22 protein-coding genes and 1 pseudogene are annotated in these 23,210 nt (G+C 68.1%); 9 read left to right on the forward strand and 14 right to left on the reverse strand.

Translation table 11 applies throughout. The features are described 5' to 3' along the window. A partial coding sequence (locus tag AB5S05_RS18165; protein ID WP_369288932.1) for an IS110 family RNA-guided transposase occupies positions 1-787 on the reverse strand: 787 nt, incomplete at its 3' end. A 158-nt stretch (positions 788-945) separates the two neighbouring features. On the opposite strand from AB5S05_RS18165, the gene AB5S05_RS18170 reads away from it, so the two are divergent. The 5 genes from AB5S05_RS18170 to AB5S05_RS18190 all read left to right on the forward strand — a co-directional run bounded on the left by AB5S05_RS18170 (position 946) and on the right by AB5S05_RS18190 (position 3,807). Beyond that, the gene (locus AB5S05_RS18170; protein ID WP_369288933.1) at positions 946-1,551 is read left to right on the forward strand and encodes a hypothetical protein; all 606 of its coding nucleotides are present in this window, start codon (positions 946-948) and stop codon (positions 1,549-1,551) included. Between the two features lie 94 nt (positions 1,552-1,645). Next, on the forward strand, positions 1,646-2,050 hold the full coding sequence (locus AB5S05_RS18175; RefSeq protein ID WP_369288934.1) for a hypothetical protein: 405 nt from the start codon (positions 1,646-1,648) through the stop codon (positions 2,048-2,050). Positions 2,051-2,205: 155 nt separating this feature from the next. Beyond that, on the forward strand, positions 2,206-2,499 hold the full coding sequence (locus AB5S05_RS18180; protein WP_369288935.1) for a putative quinol monooxygenase: 294 nt from the start codon (positions 2,206-2,208) through the stop codon (positions 2,497-2,499). Positions 2,500-2,626: 127 nt separating this feature from the next. Beyond that, entirely contained in the window at positions 2,627-3,022 is a 396-nt protein-coding gene (locus AB5S05_RS18185) for an MAPEG family protein (protein WP_369288936.1), read from the forward strand. Between the two features lie 83 nt (positions 3,023-3,105). Further along, positions 3,106-3,807 (forward strand): SOS response-associated peptidase, encoded by a 702-nt coding sequence (locus AB5S05_RS18190; protein ID WP_369288937.1) that lies wholly within the window; start codon positions 3,106-3,108, stop codon positions 3,805-3,807. 28 nt (positions 3,808-3,835) lie between these two features. Here the strand turns inward: AB5S05_RS18190 and can are convergent, their stop codons facing one another. After that, complete coding sequence (gene can / locus AB5S05_RS18195) at positions 3,836-4,462, reverse strand: carbonate dehydratase (RefSeq protein ID WP_369288938.1); 627 nt, start codon at positions 4,460-4,462, stop codon at positions 3,836-3,838. Between the two features lie 203 nt (positions 4,463-4,665). Between can and AB5S05_RS18200 the strand changes: the two genes are divergently transcribed. The 3 genes from AB5S05_RS18200 (at position 4,666) to AB5S05_RS18210 (ending at position 7,137) form a co-directional block, all read left to right on the forward strand. Further along, positions 4,666-5,889, forward strand: coding sequence for an alginate export family protein (locus AB5S05_RS18200; RefSeq protein WP_369288939.1), 1,224 nt, complete (start codon positions 4,666-4,668; stop codon positions 5,887-5,889). A 108-nt stretch (positions 5,890-5,997) separates the two neighbouring features. Further along, on the forward strand, positions 5,998-6,675 hold the full coding sequence (locus AB5S05_RS18205; RefSeq protein WP_369288940.1) for a Crp/Fnr family transcriptional regulator: 678 nt from the start codon (positions 5,998-6,000) through the stop codon (positions 6,673-6,675). A 42-nt stretch (positions 6,676-6,717) separates the two neighbouring features. Next, positions 6,718-7,137 carry a putative zinc-binding protein gene (locus AB5S05_RS18210; protein ID WP_369288941.1) on the forward strand — a complete coding sequence of 140 codons (420 nt, stop codon included), beginning with the start codon at positions 6,718-6,720 and terminating at the stop codon, positions 7,135-7,137. A 48-nt stretch (positions 7,138-7,185) separates the two neighbouring features. Here AB5S05_RS18210 and AB5S05_RS22240 read toward each other — a convergent pair whose 3' ends face one another. The 9 genes and pseudogenes from AB5S05_RS22240 to norR form a co-directional block, all read right to left on the reverse strand. Then, positions 7,186-8,034: a methyl-accepting chemotaxis protein gene (locus AB5S05_RS22240; protein ID WP_438943595.1), complete on the reverse strand. Its 849-nt coding sequence runs from the start codon at positions 8,032-8,034 to the stop codon at positions 7,186-7,188. Positions 8,035-8,055: 21 nt separating this feature from the next. After that, positions 8,056-8,775 (reverse strand): annotated as a pseudogene (locus AB5S05_RS22245) (type IV pili methyl-accepting chemotaxis transducer N-terminal domain-containing protein); the annotation flags it as partial. Between the two features lie 79 nt (positions 8,776-8,854). After that, positions 8,855-9,355 carry a ubiquinone anaerobic biosynthesis accessory factor UbiT gene (gene ubiT / locus AB5S05_RS18220; RefSeq protein WP_369288943.1) on the reverse strand — a complete coding sequence of 167 codons (501 nt, stop codon included), beginning with the start codon at positions 9,353-9,355 and terminating at the stop codon, positions 8,855-8,857. Then, positions 9,352-10,239, reverse strand: coding sequence for a U32 family peptidase (locus AB5S05_RS18225; RefSeq protein ID WP_369288944.1), 888 nt, complete (start codon positions 10,237-10,239; stop codon positions 9,352-9,354). Before AB5S05_RS18225 ends, ubiT begins: the two co-directional genes overlap by 4 nt. Before the next feature lie 10 nt (positions 10,240-10,249). Further along, positions 10,250-11,245 (reverse strand): ubiquinone anaerobic biosynthesis protein UbiU, encoded by a 996-nt coding sequence (ubiU, locus tag AB5S05_RS18230; protein ID WP_369288945.1) that lies wholly within the window; start codon positions 11,243-11,245, stop codon positions 10,250-10,252. A gap of 82 nt (positions 11,246-11,327) precedes the next feature. Continuing rightward, entirely contained in the window at positions 11,328-12,560 is a 1,233-nt protein-coding gene (locus AB5S05_RS18235) for a molybdopterin molybdotransferase MoeA (RefSeq protein WP_369288946.1), read from the reverse strand. Further along, on the reverse strand, positions 12,557-13,111 hold the full coding sequence (gene moaB / locus AB5S05_RS18240) for a molybdenum cofactor biosynthesis protein B (RefSeq protein WP_369288947.1): 555 nt from the start codon (positions 13,109-13,111) through the stop codon (positions 12,557-12,559). Before moaB ends, AB5S05_RS18235 begins: the two co-directional genes overlap by 4 nt. Positions 13,112-13,284: 173 nt before the next feature. After that, complete coding sequence (locus AB5S05_RS18245; RefSeq protein WP_369288948.1) at positions 13,285-14,619, reverse strand: radical SAM protein; 1,335 nt, start codon at positions 14,617-14,619, stop codon at positions 13,285-13,287. Positions 14,620-14,718: 99 nt separating this feature from the next. Further along, entirely contained in the window at positions 14,719-16,248 is a 1,530-nt protein-coding gene (gene norR, locus AB5S05_RS18250) for a nitric oxide reductase transcriptional regulator NorR (RefSeq protein WP_369288949.1), read from the reverse strand. Between the two features lie 153 nt (positions 16,249-16,401). Here norR and ytfE point away from each other — a divergent pair, with 153 nt between their 5' ends. Next, entirely contained in the window at positions 16,402-17,070 is a 669-nt protein-coding gene (gene ytfE, locus AB5S05_RS18255; RefSeq protein WP_369288950.1) for an iron-sulfur cluster repair protein YtfE, read from the forward strand. A 178-nt stretch (positions 17,071-17,248) separates the two neighbouring features. On the opposite strand, the gene AB5S05_RS18260 is transcribed toward ytfE, so the two are convergent. The 3 genes from AB5S05_RS18260 to AB5S05_RS18270 are packed head-to-tail and all read right to left on the reverse strand — an operon-like array spanning position 17,249 to position 23,141. Then, a complete protein-coding gene (locus tag AB5S05_RS18260) occupies positions 17,249-20,416 on the reverse strand; it encodes an efflux RND transporter permease subunit (RefSeq protein ID WP_369288951.1) in 3,168 nt (1,055 codons plus the stop codon). Continuing rightward, on the reverse strand, positions 20,413-21,894 hold the full coding sequence (locus AB5S05_RS18265; protein WP_369288952.1) for an efflux RND transporter periplasmic adaptor subunit: 1,482 nt from the start codon (positions 21,892-21,894) through the stop codon (positions 20,413-20,415). The genes AB5S05_RS18260 and AB5S05_RS18265 overlap by 4 nt, the downstream gene beginning before the upstream one ends. Further along, positions 21,891-23,141, reverse strand: a complete 1,251-nt coding sequence (locus tag AB5S05_RS18270; protein WP_369288953.1) for a TolC family protein — start codon at positions 23,139-23,141, stop codon at positions 21,891-21,893. Before AB5S05_RS18270 ends, AB5S05_RS18265 begins: the two co-directional genes overlap by 4 nt. Positions 23,142-23,210 lie beyond the last annotated feature (69 nt).

Here is a 23,210-nt window from a genome sequence, read left to right on the forward strand (position 1 = left end):
TGATGTGCCCCAGCTTGCGGCTGTTGCCGCTGCTGAACTCGCGCGGGGTCAGGCCCAGCCAGGCACTGAGCTGGCGACCATTGGCAAATCGTTCCGGCTGGCCCACCGCCGCCTGCAAGGCGCTGGCGGTGAGCAGGCCGATGCCGCTGACCTCGTCCAGCTTGCGCACGATCTCATCCTCGGCATGCCATTGCTGCAGCTGCCGCTCGCAGTCGGCCATGCACTGCTGGTAGAGGTTGATCTCGCCCAGGACGATCTGCAGCAGGCCGCGCAAACGCGCCAGTTCAGGGCGCTCGATCAGTTCGTTGGCGCGGCGCAGGAAAGCGGCGGTAGCTGCTGGCGCCTCGATACCGGCTTCGCGCAGGAGGCCACGCAGCAGGTTGATGCGCTGGGTACGGCTCTTCTTCCAGGTCTCGCGCAGGCCGTGCAACTGCTGCAGTTGCTGCTGCTCGTGGCTCTTCACCGGCACCGGCCGGATACCCTGGCAGCGCGCCGCTTCGAGGATGGCGTCGCAGTCGTTGCGGTCGGTCTTGTTGCGCCGCCGGTAGGGCCGCACATAGCGTGGATGCAGCAGCACCACCCGGTGGCCCAGCGATTGGGCGAAACGGCCCCAATGATGCGCCGTGCCGCAGGCTTCCATCAGCCACTCGACCGGCTCGACCTGCTCCTGTATATATCGGCGGAACGCCTCACGACTCAGCCGCCTGCGCTGACTCACCGCGCCGGCACGGACACTCTCGGCAACTTGGTAAACGGACTTGGCCAGATCAACTGCTATGCGTTTCATCAGCGCTCTCCCAGCGAACAGTCAACACCGTTATCGGTATAGAACCGGGGTGCGGGGAGCGTCCATTACAGCATTCAAACCGTTCGCTTCGTTCACTGGGACGGGCTAAAGCCCGCCCCTTAACCAAACGTTATGCACTGAAACTAAGGGAGTCATACATGAAAACGGGAATTAACCTACTAATCATCAGTTGCCTACTTTTACTTACTGGATGCGCCTCGCCCCTGACAACAAAGGAATTAGAGGCGACTCGCTCAGTAGGTGTCATCAACGAATTTCCCGAAAACCCAAATTTCACAATTATTGGCACAACAATATTCAACAACAGCCACGATGAGATTAAAGATCCCTCAATTAAAAAACTTATCTCCACCGAGGTTATCTCAAGAATAAAATCAAGGGGCTACGCCGTAACAGAAATATCAGACAAAAAGTTCGCAAAAGAATTTGACTTAGTTGTTGTAATCATCCCTCGCGATATTTATGGCATGCCGGCAACGAACGGTTATGGCTTTTATCGAAGATCGATGCTCAACATCAAGGACTTTGAAGGAACTTATGTAGCTCTTAACCTAATGCCAGAGAAAAATGGCTGGAGCCGCTGCGATACTTGTTTTGGGAAGAGCCTGACAACACTAACCATTGATGAGTCATCAGAAAAGTGGTCTGAAATTGACGAATTGAACAAGGTTAAAATTGTAGAAAAACTAAAGCATGGCATTAAACTTGCCGTGGAAAACGCCTTTGAAAATACCGGCTTTTAGTTTCACTCGCGCATTGCATAACAACTGGTTCAAATCGTTCGCTTCGCTCATTGGGACGGGCTAAACCCCGCCCCTTAACCAAACGTTATACACTATGAATAAGATAGTCAGCACCACCTTGGCAGCTCTCTTAAGCGGCTGCGCAAGTTACAAGGTTGAAGTAATAGAAGAAGCACCTTCGATAAGAAGAGCAATTGCCGCAAGCGACCCCATCACTGTCAAACAAGAAAACTCATACCCCGAAGGGTTTCAGTGCTTTGAACCAATGATGTTTGCACTCACGCTTGGGCTAATTCCAACCCACTGCGTAAATACATATAGTGTCTCAAGCGCCGCTCCCACCACAGATCAGCAGGAAGCAATCGTGCTAGGAACCTTCAAAATAACCACCATGGGAGGCTGGGCTGCGCTAATCATAGCGCCGTTGCCGAAGTGGCGGTTTGGCTCACCAAGTGAACCTGAGCTTGAAATAAAACAAGCACTTAGCCATGAGCAATAAGCGCATAACAACTGGTATATGGACGCTCCCCACAAGCGGTGAGCAATAGCCTTCCAGCCCTGTCGTCAGTGCGGTTGCACGCCCATATCCGAGCTGTACCAAATGCAAGACCAAACGCAAAAGATCGACAACCAACATTCACAAGGAAGCAAGTCATGGAAGAAGTTAATTTGCTGATACAGATCGAGGTAATGCCAGGCAAGAGGGCCGAGCAAATTGCTGCGTACACAAGGCTCAAGCCACTTGTCCTGGCCGAGCCCGGCTGTCTCCAGTACCAACTGCTCAGCGACGAGCACGATGAGAACAGGTTCTTCCTGATTGAAAAATGGGCGTCGCAAGCGGCTCTGGATGCTCATGACAATACCGAGCATATGCTGGCCGCCGATGCACATAACCCGAGGTTCCGTGCCGACCCGGCGCGGGTGACCCGGATCAGCCCTGTTCTTTGATCACCAAAGCGGTGCGATGCAAGCGCAGCCCATACCGCCCTGAAATGGCTGGCCTCGCTCGGCGGGGCCGGCCCGGGTCGACCCCTTGACTTAAGCTAGTGGCATACCGCTGGAGTCTCATATCCCCATGGCCCATCCCCTGATCATTCCCATGGCGGCACATGTTGCGCTGACGGCCTTGCTGTACGTGCTGCTCACCGTGGCGCGCGCCCCGGCCGTCTGGGGCCTGGGTCGTCGGGTTGACGGCAGCAATCCCTGGGCAACGATCGAGCCGCGCATAGGCGCCAACCTCTCCAACCAGTTCGAGTGGCCGCTGTTCTTCCACGTCGCCTGTCTGATACTGCTGCAGGCCGACAGCAACCGGCTGGCACTGGTGCTGGCGTGGATCTTCGTCGCTGGCCGGGTGTTGCACAGCCTGGTGCAGATACTCACCGGCAACGTCCGACTGCGCGGCCTGGTGTTCACCATCAACTTCGTTGCGGTCCTCGGCCTCTGGGCAATGGTTGCCCTGAACGCCGTCTAGCACCGCGGCCTGCGGCCTTGCGGGAGCGCCTGCCGGCCCCTTTCCGGGCTAACCTGAAATCAGCCGAATCCGCAGAGGTGCCCATGTGCGGTCGATATGTCAGCCCCGATGAAGCGGCCATGGAGCGCTACTGGCACATAGGCGCGCGCGACTCGGGGCGGTGGATTCGCCGGCTGTACAACGTCGCCCCGTCGATGACCGTGCCCATGGTCATCCTCGGCGAGCAGGGCGAAGCCGAGGTGGTGGCGGCGCGCTGGGGGTTGATTCCCGGCTGGTGGAAGAAGCCCGGCCTGCCGACCCTGACCTTCAATGCCCGCAGCGAGGAGGCGGCGGTCAAGCCCATGTGGCGGCACAGCTACCGGACCCAGCGCTGCCTGATGCCGGCCCAGGGCTGGTATGAGTGGAATGCCCGCGAAACCGCGCGCAGCCCCAGCGGGCGCGAGGTCAAGCAGCCCTACTACATCCATGCGCCGGACGATTCGCTGCTGGCCTTCGCCGGCCTGTGGTCCACCTGGCAGGGGCCGGATGCGCAGCAGGTGCTGTCCTGCGCGCTGCTGACCCGGGCGGCGCTGCCGAGCATTCGCGCCATCCACGCGCGCATGCCGGTGGTTCTGGCCCCCGAGCAGTTCGATCGCTGGCTGTCGCCCGAGCTGCCCGTCCAGGACCTAGACGCGCTGGTGGCGAGCACCGGGCCGCAGATCGTCGGCTATCCGGTCAGCACCGAGGTCAACAACACCCGCAACGACTATCCGCAGCTGCTACAGCCACTGACCCAGCCAGAATGAGCCTTGCCAGCGCGTGATCTGTTTCGCCTCACTCGTAGAGAAAGGTCTGGTCGAGCTGGGCGGCGCTGCTGACGGTGACGCCCAGGTCCTTGACCAGGCCATCGCTCAGGCCATAGATCCAGCCATGCACCGCCAGCGCCTGGCCGCGGGCCCAGGCGCGCTGGACGATGGTGGTGTGGCAGACGTTGCGTACCTGGCGCTGCACGTTCAGCTCGCACAGCAGGTCGACCTGGGCCTCGTGCCCCAGCCCGGAAAAACGCTCCAGGTTCTGGTGATACAGCGCCTTGAGCGCACGCAGCCAGTTGTCGATCAGGCCCAGCTCCTCGTGGCCCAGCGCCGCGCGCACGCCGCCGCAGCCGTAGTGGCCGCAGACGATCACCTGTTTGACCTGCAGCACGTCCACCGCGTACTGCAGCACCGAGAGGAAGTTCATGTCGGTGGCCACCACCATGTTGGCCACGTTGCGGTGCACGAACAGCTCGCCCGGCATCAGGCCGACCACCTCGTTGGCCGGCACCCGGCTGTCCGAGCAGCCGATCCAGAGGAACTCCGGGCGCTGCTGGGCGGCCAGGCGGGCGAAGAACTCGGGGTCGCGGGCGCGCAGCGACTCGGCCCAGAAACGGTTGTTGTTCAACAGCTGTTCGACGTCCATCACGCCTCCTGATCAGCGCCGACTACGTACGGCTGATGCAGCATAGGCGCGCAATCGCGGGCGCAACTTGTCGCCGGTCAACATCCGCGCCCTGCTGCCCCGCTGCCGGCGCCGCGCAACTGCCCGGGCAATCTTGATGATGGTCAATCGCCGATCGGTGCCGCCCGCTATCGTCCGGGGCATCCCAACACTGTGGAAGTCCCGCCATGCAAGCACTCCCCCTCAGCCCCCTGTGCCTCGCCCTGCTCTGCCTCAGCGGCCCCCTGCTGGCCGGCGAAGACATCGCCGACCTGCTGACCCAGGGCAAGCCGATCCTCGATGCCCGCTACCGCTACGAGCACGTCGACCAGGACAACGCCCTCAAGCACGCCAACGCCCAGACCCTGCGCACCCGCGTCGGCTTGCAGAGCGGCAAGTGGTACGGCCTGTCGGCGCTGATCGAGGCCGACAACGTCAGCCGCCTCGGCGAGGCCAGCTACAACAGCACCCGCAACGGCCAGAGCCAGTATTCGGTGGTCGCCGACCCGGACGGCAGCGAGATCAACCAGGCCCTGCTGCGCTACGACCATGCCCTGGGCAGCGCGGTGGTCGGCCGCCAGCGCATCAACCTGGACAACCAGCGCTTCGTCGGCGGCGTCGCCTGGCGGCAGAACGAGCAGACCTACGACGGCGTGCTCGGTCAGCTCAAGCCGCTCGACGGCCTGACCCTGAGCTACGCCTACCTCGACAACATCAACAGCGTGTTCGGCCCGGGCAACGGCCAGTACGACAGCGCCGGCAACCCGGCCAACATCGAGGGCCACAGCCACCTGCTCAATGCCCAGTACGTGCTCATGCCCGAGCTGACCCTGACCGCCTACCAGTACCGTCTGGGGCTGGACAACCTGCTCGGCGGCAACCAGTCGAGCCAGACCACCGGCCTGCGCGCCAGCGGCGCCATCGCCGGGGTCAGCTATGCCCTGGAGTACGCCCAGCAGCGGGATTACGCCGACAACCCGCTGGACCTGGACAGCGACTACCGCCTCGCTGAGATCGGCTACACGGTCAAAGGGGTGGCGCTCAAGGCCGGCTACGAGGTGCTCGGTGGCGACTCCGGGCCGGGCAATCGCGCCTTCCAGACCCCGCTGGCGACCAAGCACGCCTTCCAGGGCTGGGCCGACCTGTTTCTCGCCACCCCGGCCGACGGGGTCAAGGACGACTATGTCGGTGCGGTCATCCCGCTGTTCGGCGGCAGCCTGCAGGCCTGGTACCACGACTTTCGCGCCGAGCAGGGCAGCAGCCAGTACGGCGAGGAACTCGACCTGGCCTACGGCCACCCGATTCCGGGGGTGAAGGGCCTGAGCGGCCTGGTGAAATACGCCGGCTACGACGCCGACGACTTCGCCGTCGACACCGACAAGCTGTGGCTGCAGGCGCAGTACAGCTACTGACGAACCCTGCGCGGGCAGCAGCGCCGCTGCTGCCTCTTTGGAGGTAGTGCCGAGGAGGAATGGGCGCCCTGCGCCGGCGTCCCTAAGATGCGGTCATGGAGGTGCACCATGCTGACCGATCCCACCACCCTCGACGCCCTGCGCCGGCATCACCTGTTCGACAAGCTGCCCCCCGGGGCCTTCCAGGAAGTGGCCCAACTGGCCAACCACCGACGCCTCGAGGGCGGCGACACCCTGTTCCACCAAGGCGAGACGGCCGACCGCTTCTACCTGCTGCTCGAAGGCCAGATCGTCCTCACCCGGGTCCTGCTCGAAGGCAACGAGAAACTGGTCGAGGCCATCCGCCCCGGCCACAGCTTCGCCGAGGCCCTGTTGTTCAGCGGCACCCGCCACTACCCGGTGACCGCCCGGGCGATGAAGGCCAGCAGCCTGATCAGCATCGACGGCGCCCACTATCGGCGCCTGCTGGAAGCCCAGCCGAGCATCTGCCTGAAACTGCTGGCCAGCTTCAGCATCCGCCTGCACCAGCGCCTGAACGAGATCGACACCCTGACCCTGGCCAACGCCAGCCGCCGGGTGGTGCGCTTTCTCTGCCAGGAGCAGGAAGCGGCCGACGGCCAGATCAGGCTCAGCGTGCCCAAGCGGCTGATCGCCTCGCAGCTGGGCATGCAGCCGGAAACCTTCTCGCGCATCCTCCATCGCCTGATCGACGCCGGCCTGATCGCCATGGAGCGGCGCAGCATTCGCGTGCTCGACCGCCCCGCCCTGGCCAGCTATTCCGAGTGAGCGGCCACGGCCGCCCTCAGCCCCGACCCTGGAGAGTCAATCATGTCCGATCGATCAACCCTGCCGCTGGTCTACTCCTGCTCCGGCTGCTCCAACGTCGCGCAGCTGGCCAATACCCTGGCGGTGCGCCTGGATCGCGCCGGCCTGGCGGAAATGTCCTGCATCGCCGGGGTCGGCGGGCGAGTCGCCTCGCTGATCAGCAAGGCCAACTCCGGGCGGCCGATCCTGGCCATCGACGGCTGCCAGCTGCAATGCGTGCGCGGCTGCCTGGACCAGCACCAGGTGATGCCCAGCGAGCACCTGATCCTCAGCCAGTACGGCCTGAAGAAACGCTATGGCGAAGACTGCAGCGCCGCGGATGCCGATGCGCTGTTCGCCGAGCTCAGCGAGCTGATTGCCAGCGACCGCCTGCAACCGCGCCGTCCGGCGCCTGCGCGGCCGACCCTGCGTTCGCTGGACTGAGCCCCGCCACAGCGCGCCCGGGGCCGTTGCAGCCCCGGGGCCGGCGCCTCAGGCCTGCAGGCGGAAGCGTGCGGTCAGGCTCTGCAACCCTTCCATGCGCTGGGTGATGGTCTGGCTGGTCGACTCGGTGTCGCGGGTCGAGGCGGCCGCCTGGGTGGCCACGCCGGCGATCTGGGTCAGCGAGCGGTGCATGTCGTCGGCGACCTGGGATTGCTCCTCGGCCGCGGTGGCGATCTGGTTGGTCATGCCGCGGATGGTGCGCACCGCGCCGACGATCTGTTCAAGAGCGCCCTGGGCCGACTCGATCTGCTCCAGGGTGCTGTCGCTGCCGCGGCGCGACTCGGCCATGGCCTCGCTGGCGCGGCTGGCCTGCTGCTGCAGGCGCTCGATCAGCAGGCTGATCTCGCCCGCCGAGGTCTGGGTGCGTGCGGCCAGGCTGCGCACCTCGTCGGCCACCACGGCGAAACCGCGACCCTGCTCGCCGGCCCTGGCCGCCTCGATGGCCGCGTTGAGGGCCAGCAGGTTGGTCTGGTCGGCGATGCCGCTGATCACCTCCAGCACCCGGCCGATCTCCTGGCTGTCGCTGGCCAGCTGCTGCATCAGCGTCGACAGCCCCTCGACCCGGCCGGACAGGTCGCGGATGGCGCTCACCGAGCCGCTCATCACCGCCTGACCGGCGCAACTTTCGCGCTCGGCGATGTCGGCCGCGCCCGCCGCCTCCACCGTGCTGCGGGCCACCTCCTGGGAGGTGCTGAGCATCTGCTGCATGGCGCTCGCCACCTGGTCGATCTCGGCCTGCTGGCCGACCACGCTGCGGGCGCTCTCGGCCGCCAGACCGGCCATGTAGCTGCAATGGCCATCGGCCTCCTCGGCGGCCTGGCGCACCACCCGGATCATGCTGCCGACCTGCTGCAGTAGCTGGTTGTAGGCCGTGGCGATCTGGCCCAGTTCGTTGTCGGCATAGCCCACCGGCAGCGGCTGGGAAAAGTCGCCCTGGCTGACCAGCTGCAGGCGCCCGCGCAGGGTTTCGATCTGGCCCATCAGCCAGTTCATCCCGACCAGCCGGCCGAGCACCGCCAGCAGCAGGATCACCAGACTCGAGGCCAGGGCCACCCAGCGCTGCAGCGCGGCGCTGCGATTGGCGTCGGCGGCCAGCAGCCCGACCACCGCGTGCATCTCCTTGAGCAGCTCATCGCCATCGGCGACCAGGCTTGGCAGCTCGGCACTGTCGCCGCCTGCCAGGCGCTGCACGCCGGGGCGCAGACGCTGCCAGAGCCGGTCGACCCGCTCCAGGCCCTGGCGCGCCTCGGCCAACTGGATGGCGGGGTGTTCGGCGTCGCCCTGCAGCAGCAGGCGATGGGCCTGGTCGAAGCGCTCCAGGGTGGCGTCCAGGGTCGCCGCCGGCAGTAGCCCCTGACCGACCAGCAGGCCCTCCTTGACCATCTTCTGGCTGAGCATGCGCTGCGCCCCGGCCCGATCCAGCTGGCCGGCATCGCGCCCGGAGAGGAACAGCACGCCGGCGGTGAGGGCCGCGCAGAGGAAGATCAGGCCGTAGGAAAACAGGAACTGCAGGTTGATGCTGCGCAGGCCGAGGCGGCGCAGGATCGCCTGGGTGGCATGGGCCAGGGTGTCAGACATGGTGGGTTCTCGACTGCATGGCGTGGTTCGCTCTTCGATAGGCTGGATAGGGATTGGGCGGCCATGGCCGCCCGAATTTTCAGTGGGCGGGCGCGGGGGCGCCCTCGGGGTCTGCCGGCTTGATCGCCTCGCCCAGGGCGCAGATCAGTTGCCAGAGCCGCGGCGGCAGGCCGTCGGGATCCAGGCTGTCGAGCAGGTTCTTGATCCCCAGGCCCAGGTCGGTGTCGCCCTCGATGCTCAGGCGACGGCGAAAGAACAGGGTGTCCGGGTCCTCCTGACGGCTGGCCAGCAGCAGGAACTCGCGCCAGTTGCCGCGGATGCACAGATCGCAGTTGGCCCGGCGCGCCACGCGCAGGCCGCACCAGTCGCGGGTCAGGCACCAGGCCAGGCCCAGGTCGCTGACCTCCAGGCGCAGCCAGCGTCCCTCCAGCAGGTCGAACTGGCCCTCGGCCAGCGGCTCGGCGAACAGCCGGGCGATGACCTTCTCCAGCACCAGACGCTGCAACGCGAAGGGCACATGCCGGCCCAGCGGCAGCAGCGGATCGGCCGCGCGCATGGCCAGGCGCGCCAGGCGCTTCATAGGCCCACCTGCTCGGCCCTGAGCATGCCGGGGCGGCCATGCCAGTAGCCGTTGCAGCCCTGCACCGCCAGCGGCGGTAGCGCCCCGCCGCGCACCGCGTCGAAGGCGCCGATCACCTCGGCCATGCCCTCGGCGCGCGGGCTCAGGCGCAGCAGGTCGGCGCCGGCGGCACACAGCTGCGGGTAGTCGGCCAGCAGGTTGCTGACCTTGGCCGACAATGTCTGGATGCCGTTGAGGGTGAACAGCGGCTCGCCCTCCTGGCTGTGCAGGGCGATGCCCTCCGGGTAGCCGAGGCAGCAGAACTGGCAGTCGTCCTTGGGCCGGTTCTCCGCCCGCGCGGTGAAGCAGCGCGCCGAGTAGGCCAGCGGCAGGTGGCCGTAGGCGAACAGCTCGACCTCCGGGCGCGCCCGGCCCAGTTCGTCGAGCTGGGCCAGGGTGCTGCGCAGCAGGGCGCCGGAACACTCCACCGGCGGCACCCAGCGGCGCAGGCCGCAGTCGAGCAACTCGGCCAGGGCATAGCCGTTGTACAGATTCAGCGCGGGACCGGCGACGAACCCCAGGCCGCGCTCGCGCAACAACTGCACTGCGCCCATGTCGTTGGCCTCGACCAGCAGTTCGCCGTTGTCGCACAGCCGGCGCAGGCTGGACAGCTCGGAGGCCGCCTCGACCAGGGCCAGGCCCGACAGCACCAGTTCGGCCTTGGTGCACTCGCGCAGTTCGCGGGCCAGCCCCAGCCAGTCGTCCAGGCTCAGGGCACGGCGCTTGGAACAGACCGTCTCGCCGAGGTAGATGGCTTCGAGTGGCTGTTCGGCCATCTCGGCATAGAAATCCAGCAGTTTTTCCCGGCTCCAGTAGAACAGCACGGGTCCCAGGCTCAGCTTCATGGCTTTCTCCTCACTGCCAGGAACGGTGGTAGGCGCCCAGGGTGGTCTGACTGCCCTCGGACAGTCCGGCCAGGGCGCTGCGCCAGTGCGGCTGCACGCTGTAGCCCTGGGGCGCTGCGGCGTAGGCGTCCAGCGCCGCGCGCCAGACCCTGGTGACCTGCTCGACGTAGGCCGGGCTGCGCTGGCGCCCCTCGATCTTCACCGCGCTGACGCCCATGGCGGCCAGCTGCGGAATCAGGTCCAGGGTGTTCAGGCTGGTCGGCTCCTCCAGGGCGTGGAAGCGCTGGCCGCCCACCAGGAAGCGGCCCTTGCACAAGGTCGGGTAGCCGGCCGCCTCGCCTTTGCCGTAGCGGTCGATCAGCACCCCGCCCAGCCGCGAGCTGAGGCCGTCTGCGTCCTCCTGCCAACGCACCGCCTTGGCCGGCGAGCAGACCCCGCACAGGTTGGGCGACTCGCCGGTCAGGTAGCTGGACAGGTGGCAGCGGCCCTCGGCCATGATGCACAGGCTGCCGAAGGCGAACACCTCGATCGGCACCGGGCTCTTCTCCGCCACCTGGCGCACCTGGGCCAGCGACAGCACCCGCGGCAGCACCGCGCGGCGAATCCCGTAGCGCTGCTGGTAAAAGGTCAGGGCCGCGGCATTGGTCGCCGAGCCCTGCACCGACAGGTGCAGGTTGAGGTTGGGATGGCGCCGGCTGGCGTAGGCCAGCACCCCGGGATCGGCGGCGATCAGGGCGTCGACGCCGAGCGCCGCGGCCCGGTCGACCGCCCGTTGCCAGCGCGCCCAGCCATCGGGCAAGGCATAGGTGTTGACCGCCACGTAGAGCTGGCGGCCGTTGTCGCGGATCAGCTGCAGGCCGCTTTCCAGCTGCTTGTCGTCGAGATTGAGGCCGGCGAAGTGACGGGCGTTGGTGTCGTCGCGAAAGCCGACGTAGACGGCGTCGGCGCCCTGCCTAACGGCGGCCTTGAGGGCCGGCAGGCTGCCGGCCGGGCAGATCAGTTGCATGGGAACTCCTTGCAGGCGCGATAGAGCGCGTCACTCTAGGGATTGGTCGGCGCGGCGCATTGATGGCGGTCAACAAGCCTGTTCATCCGAGCAAGGCGCTAAACGGCAGGTAGTCGACCGCCTCCCCTGGCGCCAGGGTCTGGCCGACCTCGACCACGGCCAGGCCATCGGCCCAGCAGGCCGAGGCGAGCATGGCCGAGCCCTGCTGCGGGTGCAGGCACACCCGCTGCTGGCCGCCGTGCTGCTCGAGGCGCGCGCGCAGGTACTGGCGGCGCGGGTTGGCCCGGGGCCAGGCGAAGCCCGCCGGCAGCCGCAGCGGCTGCGCCATCACCTCGCGACAGCCCTGGGCGCGCAGCAGGAACGGCCGCGCCACCACCAGGGCGGTGATCAGGGCCGCCGCCGGGTTGCCCGGCAGGCCCAGCCAGGGCTTGCCGCCCACCTCGCCGAAGGCCAGCGGCTTGCCCGGCTGGATCGCCAGACGCCACAGGTGCAGTTGGCCCAGTTCGCGGATCGCCTGCTTGAGATGGTCCTCCTCCCCCACCGAGACGCCGCCGGAGGTGATCAGCAGGTCCCATTCGGAGGCCGCCAGGCTCAGGGCATCGCGACTGGCCGCCAGCTCGTCGGCCATGATCTCGTAGTCGTGTACCTCGAGGCCCAGGCCGGTGAGCAGCGCGGCCAGGCTGTAGCGGTTGGCGTTGTAGATCTGCCCGGGCTGCAGCGGCTCGCCGGGCTCGCGCAGCTCGTTGCCGCTGCTCAGCAGGCCGACCCGCAGGCGCCGGTAGACCGCCACCCGGGCCACCCCGAAACTGGCCAGCAGACCCAGCTCCTGGGCGCGCAGGCGTTGCCCGGCGGCCAGCACCGGAGCGCCGGCCGCCAGCTCCTCGCCGCACCGGCGCACATGCTCGCCGCCGCTGACCGCGGGCAACCAGACCCGGCCCTCCTCGACCCGGCACTGTTCCTGCGCCACCACGCTGTCGGCGCCCGGCGGCAGCGGCGCGCCGGTGAAGATGCGCACCGCATGACCGGCCGCCAGGACCTGCTGCGCCCCATCGCCGGCGGGAATCCGCCCGGCCAGCGGCAGGCTGCCCCCGCCGGCCGGCAGATCGGCGGCGCGCAGGGCGTAACCGTCCATCGCGCTGTTGTCCCAGGCCGGCACCGCGAAGGGCGCGCGCAGCGGTTCGGCCAGGACCCGGCCGAGGGCGTCGCCCAGGGCCACCCGCTCCACCGGCGGCAAGGCCGGTATCCGCCCGAGCAGTTCCTCGATGGCCTCGTCGACCGGGCGCAGGTTGTTGCCGGTACAGCCACAGGCGCTCATGGGCGGGCTCCGCAGAGCGCCCGCGGCTGCTCGGCCAGTTGCTTGAGATGGGGCACGAAGTTGCAGGGTCGGGTGCGGCTGTCCAGCTGTTCGCGGAGGATCTTGTCCCAGGCGGTGCGGCAGGCGTTGGGCGAGCCCGGCAGGCAGCAGACCAGGGTGCCGTCGCTGATCCCGGCCAGGGCTCGCGACTGCAGGCTGGAGGTGCCGATCTCGGCCAGCGAGACCTGGCGGAACAGCTCGCCGAAGCCGTCGACCTGCTTGTCCAGTAGCGGCGCCACCGCCTGTGGAGTGTTGTCGCGGGCGGTGAAGCCGGTGCCGCCGGTGATCAGCACCACCTGCACCAGCGGGTCGGCGATCCAGGCACAGAGCCGGGCGCGGATCTGCCAGATGTCATCGATCACCAGGGCGCGCGCGGCCAAGGCATGGCCGGCCGCCTCCAGGCCGTCGATCAGGGTCTGCCCGGAACTGTCGGTGGCCTGGGTCCGGGTATCGCTGACGGTCAGAACCGCGATGCGTAAGGCCTGAAATGCGCTGCTGGACAGGTGCGCCATGGGAAAGTCTCCGTTGAGTGTCTGCCGAGTGCAGCCTGCACCTGGGCCCGGCACCGCGCCCATTCCTCGTTGGAGGTACTACCCACCGGGGGAAAACGCCGCGAGCCAGCAAGGGCGCGGCTTTGCGCGCGGCCAGGTGTTGCTGCGGCGTAGCGCCGCAGTACCCGCGGGCGCTAGACGACCCGCGACAGCGGCCTTGCCTCTGCCGGCGGGTCGCGATCGAACAGCCGGCACAGCGCCCCCACCAGCAGGCGGCCGACCGGGCGCACGTCGATGAAGTCCTCGCCCAGCTCGATCAGGCCGTCGCCCGCCAATTGCTCCAGGCCCGGCCACTGGGCGGCGAAGTAGTCGCGAAAGTCCAGGTCGAAGCGCGCCTCGATGGCGCGCATGTCCAGTTGGAAGTCGCACACCAGGGTCTCGATCAGCGCCTGGCGCAGTTGGTCGTCGGCCGTGCAACGCAGGCCGCGGCGGGTCGCCAGCTGGCCGCTGTCGATGCACGCCTGATAGCGCGCGGGATCGTCGCTGTTCTGCGCATGGAGCGCGCCGACCCGACTGATCGCGCACAGGCCCAGGCCGATCAGGTCGCCGCGGGCGTGGCCGCTGTAGCCTTGCAGGTCGCGCCGCAGGCGGCCGCCTTCCTGGGCCATGGCCAGTTCGTCGTCGGGCAGGACGAACTGGCCCAGGCCGATGTAGCGGTAGCCGGCGGCGTTCAGCCGCTCGCTGGCCTCGCGCAGCCGCTCGAGCCGCTCGCGCTGGCCCACCCCCGGCCAGCCGGCCGCCGCGCGCAGGGTCAGGCGATCGGGCTGCAGGGCCAGCACCGCGGCCAGGGTCCGGGCGAAGCTGGCCGCACTCTGCTGCGGCAGGCCATAGCGCAGTTCCAGATTCACCGCACGGTAATGCAGGGTGCGCGCGGCCTCGAGCAGCGAACCCAGCTGCCGCGGGCTGTAGCGCCGCCGGGTCGCCTGCTGCACCTGCGGGTCGAGGTCGTGCACGCCGATGTTCAGGCGATTGAAGCCCAGCTCGCGCAGCAGGCCCAGGGTCGGCCAGTCGGCCTCGCGCGGATCGATGTCGATGGCGTAGTCGCCGCTGTCGTCCTCCAGCAGCGCGAAGCGCTGGCGCAGCTGGGTCATCAGCCGGCGCAGCTGCTGGTGATCGAGAAAGGTCGGGGTGCCGCCCCAGTACAGCTGCTCGACCCGCTGGCCGGGACCGAGGTGATGGCCGACCCGCTCGATCTCGCGTTCCAGCCGCTGCAGATAAGCCAGGCCATGGCGGCGATCCCGGCCGATCACGCCGTTGCGCCAGCCGGCGTCGCCGACGGCGGCGAATGGCAGGTGCAGGTACAACGACAGCGGGCGCTGCGCCAGGCGGCTGCTGCGCAAGGCGCGCAATAGCTCGAAGGCGCCGACCCCGGCAACGAACTGGCGTGGCGGCGGGTAGCAGCCGTAGTGCGACAGGGCGTGGCCGTAACGGTGGACCAACCCCCAATCCCAGCGAATCGCATCGAGCATCGGCCTCTCCCGGCATGGCCTGCGGTCGCTGCAGTGTCCGGCCAGGGCCGGCGGAGCTCATTGACCTGAGTCAAAGGCGCTCGCCAGCACCGCCCCGGGCTACTTCAGGCCCAGGCGCCGGGCCAGCTTGTGCAGGTTGCTCGGGTCCAGCTCGAGCAGGCGCGCGGCGCTGGCCCAGTTGTCGCCACTGGCCTGCAAAGCCTGCTGAATGCTCTGGCGCTGGCAGGCCTCGACCGCCTCACGCATCGAGCCCGGGGGGCCGGCGGCGTCCGCGTCCGCCACCGGCGCGGATGCCGGCTCGCCACGGCGCAGCCTGGTATCCAGATCCAGTTGCTCGGGCTCCAGGGTGAGGATCTCGCTCCTGCTGGCGCCGCGGCTGAGCAGCTTGAGCGCGGCGCGGCTGATCACGTGTTCCAGCTCGCGCACATTGCCCGGCCAGGCATAGTCGAGCAGCGCCCGCTCGGCCGCCGGCGACAGGCGTACGCTGCGCAGGCCCAGACGGGCGCGATTGAGCTCGAGAAAATGGCCGGCCAGCATCAGCACATCGCTGTCGCGCTCGCGCAGTGGCGGAATCGGCACCGGGTAGACCGACAGGCGGTGGTAGAGGTCGGCGCGGAACCGGCCGTCGCGGATGCTCTCGGGCAGGTGGCGGTTGGTCGCGGCGATCACCCGTACATCGACGCGCAGCGGCTTGTCCGCGCCCAGGCGCTGGATCTCGCCATTCTGCAGGGTGCGCAGCAGCTTGGCCTGCACGCTCAGCGGCAGTTCGCCGACCTCGTCGAGCAGCAGGGTGCCGCCGTTGGCCGCATCGAAACGCCCGGGGCGATCGCTGCTGGCGCCGGAGAAGGCGCCCTTGACGTGTCCGAACAGCTCGCTCTCGGCCAGCGACTCGGGCAAGGCGGCGCAGTTGACCTGGATCAGCGGCTTGTGGCGCCGCCGCGACAGGCTGTGCAGGCGCCGGGCGAACAGCTCCTTGCCGACGCCGGTCTCGCCCAGCAGCAGCACCGGCAGTTCGGAGTCGGCGACCACGTCCAGCTCGGCCAGCAACTCGCGGATCGCCGCGCTCTGGCCGAGGATCTCGCCCTGCTCCAGCGCCGTCGGTACGCCCGCCACATCGCTGCGGGCCAGGCGCAGGCCGCGGTTCTCCTGCTCCAGGCGGGTCATCCGCAGCGCTGCCTCGATGATCAGCGAATAGCGCTGCAGGGCGCGCCGCGCCTCGCTGCCGAAGGTGCCGGCATGCAGCGCGTCGAGGGTCAGCGCGCCCCACAGCTGGCCATCGACGAACAGGCTCACGCCCATGCAGTCGTGTACCGGCAGGGGTTCGCCGGCATGGCTGTCGAGCAGCCCGTCGTAGGGATCCGGCAGGCGGCTGTCCGGCTCGAACCAGACCGGCTCGCGCGCGGCCATGATCGCCGCCAGCCGCGGGTGCTGGGCGATCACGAAGCGCCGGCCGAGGGCCTCCTGGGCCAGGCCGACGGCCGCCAGCGGGCGCAGGCTGTCGCCGTCCAGGCGCAGCAGGCCCACCGCGCCGCAGCTGAAGTGTTCGCGCAGGGTCTGCACCAGGCGCTGCAGGCGCACGGCATTGGGCAGTTCGACGATCAGGTCGGCGAGCAGGCTGGCTTCGAGCATGGTGTATTTGACCCTCTGTGGTTGACGCCACCCTAACAAATCAGGGTCATAACCACCATGCTGGAAAAATAGATCAGGCTTTTCAATGACCTGCGCCTGGCACGCCGGCTGCTACCCCCCGCTTACCCTTAGTTTCCTGTAGAGGAAAGCGTCATGAGCCTGAAGCTGCTCGACCAACCCCTGGGCCAGTTGGCCTGCGAGATCCCCGGCGCCAGCCGGCTGTTGCACGCCTTCAACCTGGATTTCTGTTGCGGCGGCCAGCGCAGCCTGCGCGAGGAGGCCAATAGGCGCGGCATTGACCCGCAGCCAATCGCCAGCGAACTCGCGGCGCTGCAGAACCAGGGCGGCTTGCACCACGACTGGCGCAGCGAGCCCAGCGACCAGCTGATCGAGCACATCCTCAACCGCTACCACGCTCGCCATCGCGAGCAGCTGCCGGAACTGATCGCGCTGGCCTATCGGGTCGAGCAGGTCCACGGCGACCGCGCCGACTGCCCCAGGGGCCTGGCCGACCACCTGCGCGCCATGCTGCAGGAACTGGAGAGCCACATGCTCAAGGAGGAGCAGATCCTCTTTCCCATGCTCCTCGCCGGCTATGCCAGGCAGGCCAGTGCACCGATCGCGGTGATGCGCCTGGAGCACGACCAGCATGGCGCAGCTCTGGAACAGCTGCAGCGCCTGAGCGGCGGCCTCACCCCGCCGGAAGATGCCTGCAACACCTGGCGCGCCCTGTACCGCGGCCTGAACGAACTCAACGACGACCTGGTGCAGCACATTCACCTGGAGAACAACGTGCTGTTCGCCGCGGCTCTGGCGCCCTAGGCCGAGGTTCGCTTAGCCCGGATGGCCGTCGACCCGCGCCCGGCAGAGCATCGGCCCATAGGCCCAGACGAACAGGCCGAAGGCCTTGCGGCGGTCGAGCACCGGCATGGCATGACTGCACAGCGCTGAGGCCTGGGCGGGTGGCGACAATGCCGCCCGCCCCGGGCCCTTGCCCCTGTCAGTCGCCCGCCAGCGGCAGGGCCTGGTCGAGGGCGGCGCGCGGCCGGGTTTGCCGACGGCGCATCAGCCGATAGGCCGCCGGCAGGACGAACAGACTCAATAGCGGTGCGGTGACCATGCCGCCGACCATGGGCGCGGCGATCCGGCTCATCACCTCGCTGCCGGTGCCGCTGTCGAGCAGGATCGGCAGCAGGCCGGCGATGATCACCGCCACGGTCATGGCCTTGGGCCGCACGCGCTGCACCGCGCCTTCGCGGATCGCCTCGAGCAGCGCGCGCTCGCTGCTGTCGCCGGCGTCTTCGCGCTCGGCCCAGGCGTTCTTCAGGTACAGCAGCATGATCACGCCGAACTCGGCGGCCACCCCGGCCAGGGCGATAAAGCCCACCCCAGTGGCGACCGACAGGTTGTAGCCGAGCAGGTAGAGGAACCAGACCCCTCCGACCAGGGCGAACGGCAGGGTGGCCATGATCAGCAGGGCCTCGCCGAAGCGGGCGAAGCACAGGTAAAGCAGCACGAAGATGATCATCAGAGTGGCCGGCACCACCAGCTTGAGCCGGGCATTGGCCCGCTCGAGGAACTCGAACTGCCCCGAATAGCTCAGGCTCATGCCCGGCTGCAGCTCGACCTGCGCATCGATGGCGGCGCGCAGATCGGCCACCACCGAGGCCAGGTCGCGACCACGCACGTCGATATAGACCCAGCCCGAGGGCCGCGCATTCTCGCTCTTGAGCATCGGCGGGCCGTCGCTGATCTTGACCTGCGCCACGGTGCCCAGGGTGATCTGGCTGCCCTGCGGGGTGTAGATCGGCAACTGTTGCAGGCCGGCCAGCGAGTCGCGCCACTCCCGTGGATAGCGCAGGCTGATCGGGAAGCGCGCCAGGCCCTCGATGGTCTCGCCGACGTTCGCGCCGCCGATGGCGCCGGCGACTATCGCCTGCACCTCGGCGATGTTCAGTCCGTAGCGCGCGGCGGCCTGGCGGTCGATCTGCACATCCACATAGCGGCCGCCGGTCAGGCGCTCGGCCAGGGCCGAGCCGACACCCGGCACCGTCTTGGCCACCCGTTCCACCGCCTGGGTGACCGCGTCGATCTGCGCCAGGTCGCTGCCGGCGACCTTGACCCCGATCGGGCTCTTGATCCCGGTGGCGAGCATGTCGATGCGGTTGCGGATGGGTGGAATCCACAGGTTGGCCAGGCCCGGCACCTGTACGACGCGATCCAGTTCCTCCACCAGCTTTTCCTGGGTCATGCCCTCGCGCCACTGCTCGCGGGGCTTGAACTGGATGGTTGTCTCGAACATTTCCAGCGGCGCCGGGTCGGTGGCGCTCTCGGCGCGCCCCGCCTTGCCGAACACCCGCGCGACCTCGGGCACCGTCTTGATCAGGCGGTCGGTCTGCTGCAGCAACTGGGCGGCCTTCTGCGCGGACAGCCCCGGCAGCGCGGTGGGCATATAGAGCAGGTCGCCCTCGTCCAGCGGCGGCAGGAACTCGCCGCCGAGGCGGGTCATCGGCCAGAGCGCGCTGAGGAAGATCAGCACTGCGACCAGCAGGGTAATCTTCGGCCGCCGCAATACGGCGTCCAGGGCCGGCTGGTAGAGGCGGATCAGCCAGCGGTTCAGCGGGTTGTGCTGTTCATCGGGAATCCGACCGCGAATCCAGTAGCCCATCAATACTGGCACCAGGGTCACCGAGAGCCCGGCCGCGGCGGCCATGGCATAGGTCTTGGTGAAGGCCAACGGGCCGAACAACCGGCCCTCCTGGGCCTGCAGGGTGAACACCGGGATGAACGACAGGGTGATGATCAGCAGGCAGAAGAACAGCGCCGGGCCGACCTCCACCGCCGCAGCGGTGATCACCTGCCAGTGATGTTCGCCCTTGAGCTCCTCGCCCGGGTGCTCCTCGCGCCAGGCCTCGATCTTCTTGTGTGCGTTCTCGATCATCACCACCGCGGCGTCGACCATGGCGCCGATGGCGATGGCGATTCCGCCGAGGGACATGATGTTGGCGTTGATCCCCTGCTGCTGCATGACGATGAAGGCAATCAGCACCCCGACCGGCAGCGAGACGATGGCCACCAGCGAGGAACGCAGGTGCCAGAGGAACAGGACGCAGACCAGGGCGACCACGATGAATTCCTCAATCAGCTTGTGGCTGAGGTTTTCCACGGCGCGGTCGATCAGCTTGCTGCGGTCGTAGGTGGTGACGATCTCCACCCCCTCGGGCAGGCTCTTCTTCAACTCCTCAAGCTTGACCTTGACCGCGGCGATGGCCTCCCGGGCGTTCTTGCCGCTGCGCAGGACCACCACACCGCCGACCACCTCGCCCTCGCCGTCGAGCTCGGCGATGCCGCGACGCATCTCCGGGCCGAGCTGGACATGCGCCACCTCACCGAGGGTCACCGGCACACCGCCGGCGTCCAGGCGCAGGGGGATGGTGCGAAAGTCGTTGAGGGTCTGCAGGTAGCCGGAGGCACGCACCATGAACTCGGTTTCCGCCAGTTCCAGGACGCTGCCGCCGGTTTCCTGGTTAGCCTTGGCGATTGCCTCGGCGACCTGCTGCTGGGTGATGCCACGGCTGGCCAGCTTGATCGGGTCGAGCAGCACCTGGTACTGCTTGACCATGCCGCCGATGGTGGCCACCTCGGCAACGTTGGCCAGGGTCTTCAACTCGAACTTGAGGAACCAGTCCTGCAGCGCGCGCAGCTGCGCCAGGTCGTGCCTGCCGCTGCGGTCGACCAGGGCGTACTGATAGATCCAGCCGACCCCGGTGGCGTCCGGACCCAGGGCCGGCGCAGTGCCGGCGGGCAGGCGGTTCTGCACCTGACTCAAGTACTCCAGCACCCGCGAACGTGCCCAATAGAGGTCGGTGCCGTTCTCGAACAGCACGTAGACGAAACTGTCGCCGAAGAAGGAGTAACCACGCACGGTGCGCGCCCCCGGTACCGAGAGCATGGTGGTGGCCAGCGGATAGGTGACCTGGTTCTCGACGATCTGCGGCGCCTGCCCCGCATAGGGGGTACGGATGATCACCTGCACGTCGGACAGGTCCGGCAAGGCGTCGATGGCGGTGCTCTGTACCGACCAGACGCCCCAGCCGACGGCGAACAGGGTGGCCAGCAGTACCAGGAAGCGGTTGGCCACCGACCAGCGGATCAGGGCGGCGATCATGGCTGCACCTCCAGCTTGTGCAGGCGTTCGATCAGCAGCCCGTCATCCGTCTCGCGCACGCCGAAACGCACCCGGTCGCCGACTTCCAGGCCCTCGCCCAGGGCCGGATCGGCCAACGGGAAGGTCATGGTCATGCCCGGCATGCCGAGGGTCTTGAACGGCCCATGGGTGAGCAGCAGCCCGTCCTCGTCGATGGCATCGATGCGCCCTTCGGACTCGTGCAGCGCCGGCTGCGCCATCGGCATCGGCTGCCCGAGCGCCTGGGCCTGCACGCCGCGCAGGCTGGCCTCGGAGTCGAGCAGGAACTGCCCCGAGGCGACCACCTGCTGGCCCTCCTCCAGGCCCTGCAGCACCTCGACCTTGTCGGCGAACTCCCGGCCCAGGCGAATCTCCACCGGACGGTAGCGACCCTCGGCCTCGGCCAGCATCACCAGGGCGCGGCGGCCGGTACGGATCACCGCCTCGTTGGGCACGAACAGCGCGCTCTGCTCGCTCGGGCGCGTCAGCCGCACCTGGGCGCTCATCCCCGGTCGCAGCCGGCCATCGGTGTTGTCCAGCTCGACCCGCAGGCGGACCGTGCGGCTGTCCAGGTTGGCTTGCGGCAGCAAGGCGCCGACCTTGCCGTCCAGCACCTCGCCCGGAAACGCCGGCAGGCGGGCCTCGACCTTCTGGCCCAGGCTGACCCCGGTGGTTTGCGCCTCGGGCACCGCCACCTCGAGCCAGACGCTGCTCAGGCCGTTGATGCGGGCCAGCGATTGGCCGGCGGCCAGGGTCATGCCTTCGCGCACGTCGAGCACCTGCAGGACGCCGGCGATCGGGCTGGTCACCGTCCAGAGCGGCTGGACCTTGCCGCTGCGCTCGACCCGCTCGATCAACCGCTGCGGCATGCCGGCCAGGCGCAGGCGCTGACGCGCCGCCGCCAGCAGCGCCGTATCGCCGAGATCGCGCAGAGCCAGGAACTCCTCCTGGACGGCCGTCCATTCGGGCACCAGCAGGTCGACCAGCGGGTCGCCGGCCGCCAGCAGGTCTTCGGGCGCACGGCGGTAGACGCGCTCGACGAAGCCGCCGCTGCGCGCCTGCACCAGCGCGACGTCGCGACTGTTGAAGGTCAGGCTGCCGAACGCCTCCAGCTCGCTGGCCAGGCTCTCGCGGGAGACGCTGGTCAGGCGCATGCCGAGGTTCTGGGTGACGCTCGGGTCGATGCTGACCGCCGCGCTGTCGCCCGATTCGTCCGCATAGCGCGGGACCAGCTGCATGTCCATGAAGGGCGACTTGCCGGGCTGGTCGAACTTCTGTTGCGGGACCATGGGGTCGTACCAGTAGAGCACTTCGCGCTGTTCCTGGGCCGGGACCTGCTCAGCCTTGGCCGGCTCAGGTTCGGCGTGCCTGGGCGCTTGGGCGAACCAGTAGCCGCCGGCCGCGCCAATCGCGAGCGCCAGGGCGGTCAGCACCGCGCCTTTGCAAATTCGAGCATTCATTGGCTGCCATCTCCGTAGGCGAAATACAGGCGGGCGCTGGTCAGCGCGCGCGCTTGGGCAAAGTCGATCTGTTTCAGGCGCGCCTCGATGAGTTCACGGCGCGCAGCCACCAGCGTCATCAGCTCGCCGCTGCCGGCACGGTAGTCGGCCAGCGCCAGGCGCACCTTCTCCGCGGCCAGCGGCACCAGGGTCTGCCGGCTGCGCTCCAGGGCGCGTTCCAGGCGGCGGTACTCGGCCAGGTCGTCGTCCAGTTGTTGAGCGTGATCGCGGCTCAGGGCTTCGCGCTCGGCCTCCAGGCGCAGCAACTCGGCGCGCTTGGCGGCGATCTGCGGATCCTGGCGGCTGGCGGCGAACAGCGGCAGGTCGACGCTGAAGCGCACGGAGACCATGTCGCCGAACGCCTCGCCGCGTTTCTGGTAAGCCAGCTCCCAGCTCCAGTCCGGCCGCTTGTCGGCTTCGGCCAGGCGTATGCGCGCCTGTGCCTCCTCGGTCATGGGGTCGAAGGCCTGCAGCTCCGGGTGGAGTGGCAGGCTGTGGCGATAGCCCAGGTCATCGACCGACCAGTTCGGCCAGGCGCCAGACAGCGGCTCCTCGGCCGCCGCGCCGATCCAGCGGCGCAGCGCCGCACGGGCCTGCACACGGCTGCGTTCGAGTTCATCCTCCTGCTCGGCGAGCAGCGCCGCTTCCTGCTTGGGCGCCAGGCTGTCGGCCGCCTGGCCACGGCCGCCGGCCAGGCGCGCCTGCACGGCCTTGGCCAGCAGACGGTTCTCCTCATAGAGGGCCTGGAACAGCTGCAGTTTCTGCTCGACGGCAAAGCCGTCGATCCAGGCCAGCGCGGTTTCCCGGCGCACCCTGAGGCGCTCGATCCGTTCCAGCGCGCCGGCACTGTCGATGCCCGCCTGGGCGGCGTCGACCCGGGCGCGGCGCTTGGCGCGATTGGGCACCTCCTGCATGACCCCGACCATCTGCATGGTCATCGGCTCGCGACCGAGTCGCCAGCGGTCGTCGCCCTCAATGGGCACGTTTTGCAGGCCCAGGGCCAGCTTGGGGTCCGGCAGTTCGCCGGCGGGAATGGCCGCCTGGGTAGCGGCCTCGCGGTTGGCCACCTGGGCGGCCAGCGACGGGGCGTCGCGTTCGGCGCGGCGCAGGGCCTCGTCCAGGGTCAGGGCGGCGGCCAGGCCGGGCGCGGCCAGCGCGCACACTGTGAGGGCGGCCAGGCCTGGGCGCCCAAAGCGTCGGAGTTTCATGGTCACGATTCCTGTGGATGATCCGGCGCACACCCAGACGGGCGCGCGCACAACGTCTCGCCGGCAAAG

The organism is Pseudomonas zhanjiangensis, assembly GCF_041027545.1.
Classification (GTDB): domain Bacteria; phylum Pseudomonadota; class Gammaproteobacteria; order Pseudomonadales; family Pseudomonadaceae; genus Aquipseudomonas; species Aquipseudomonas zhanjiangensis.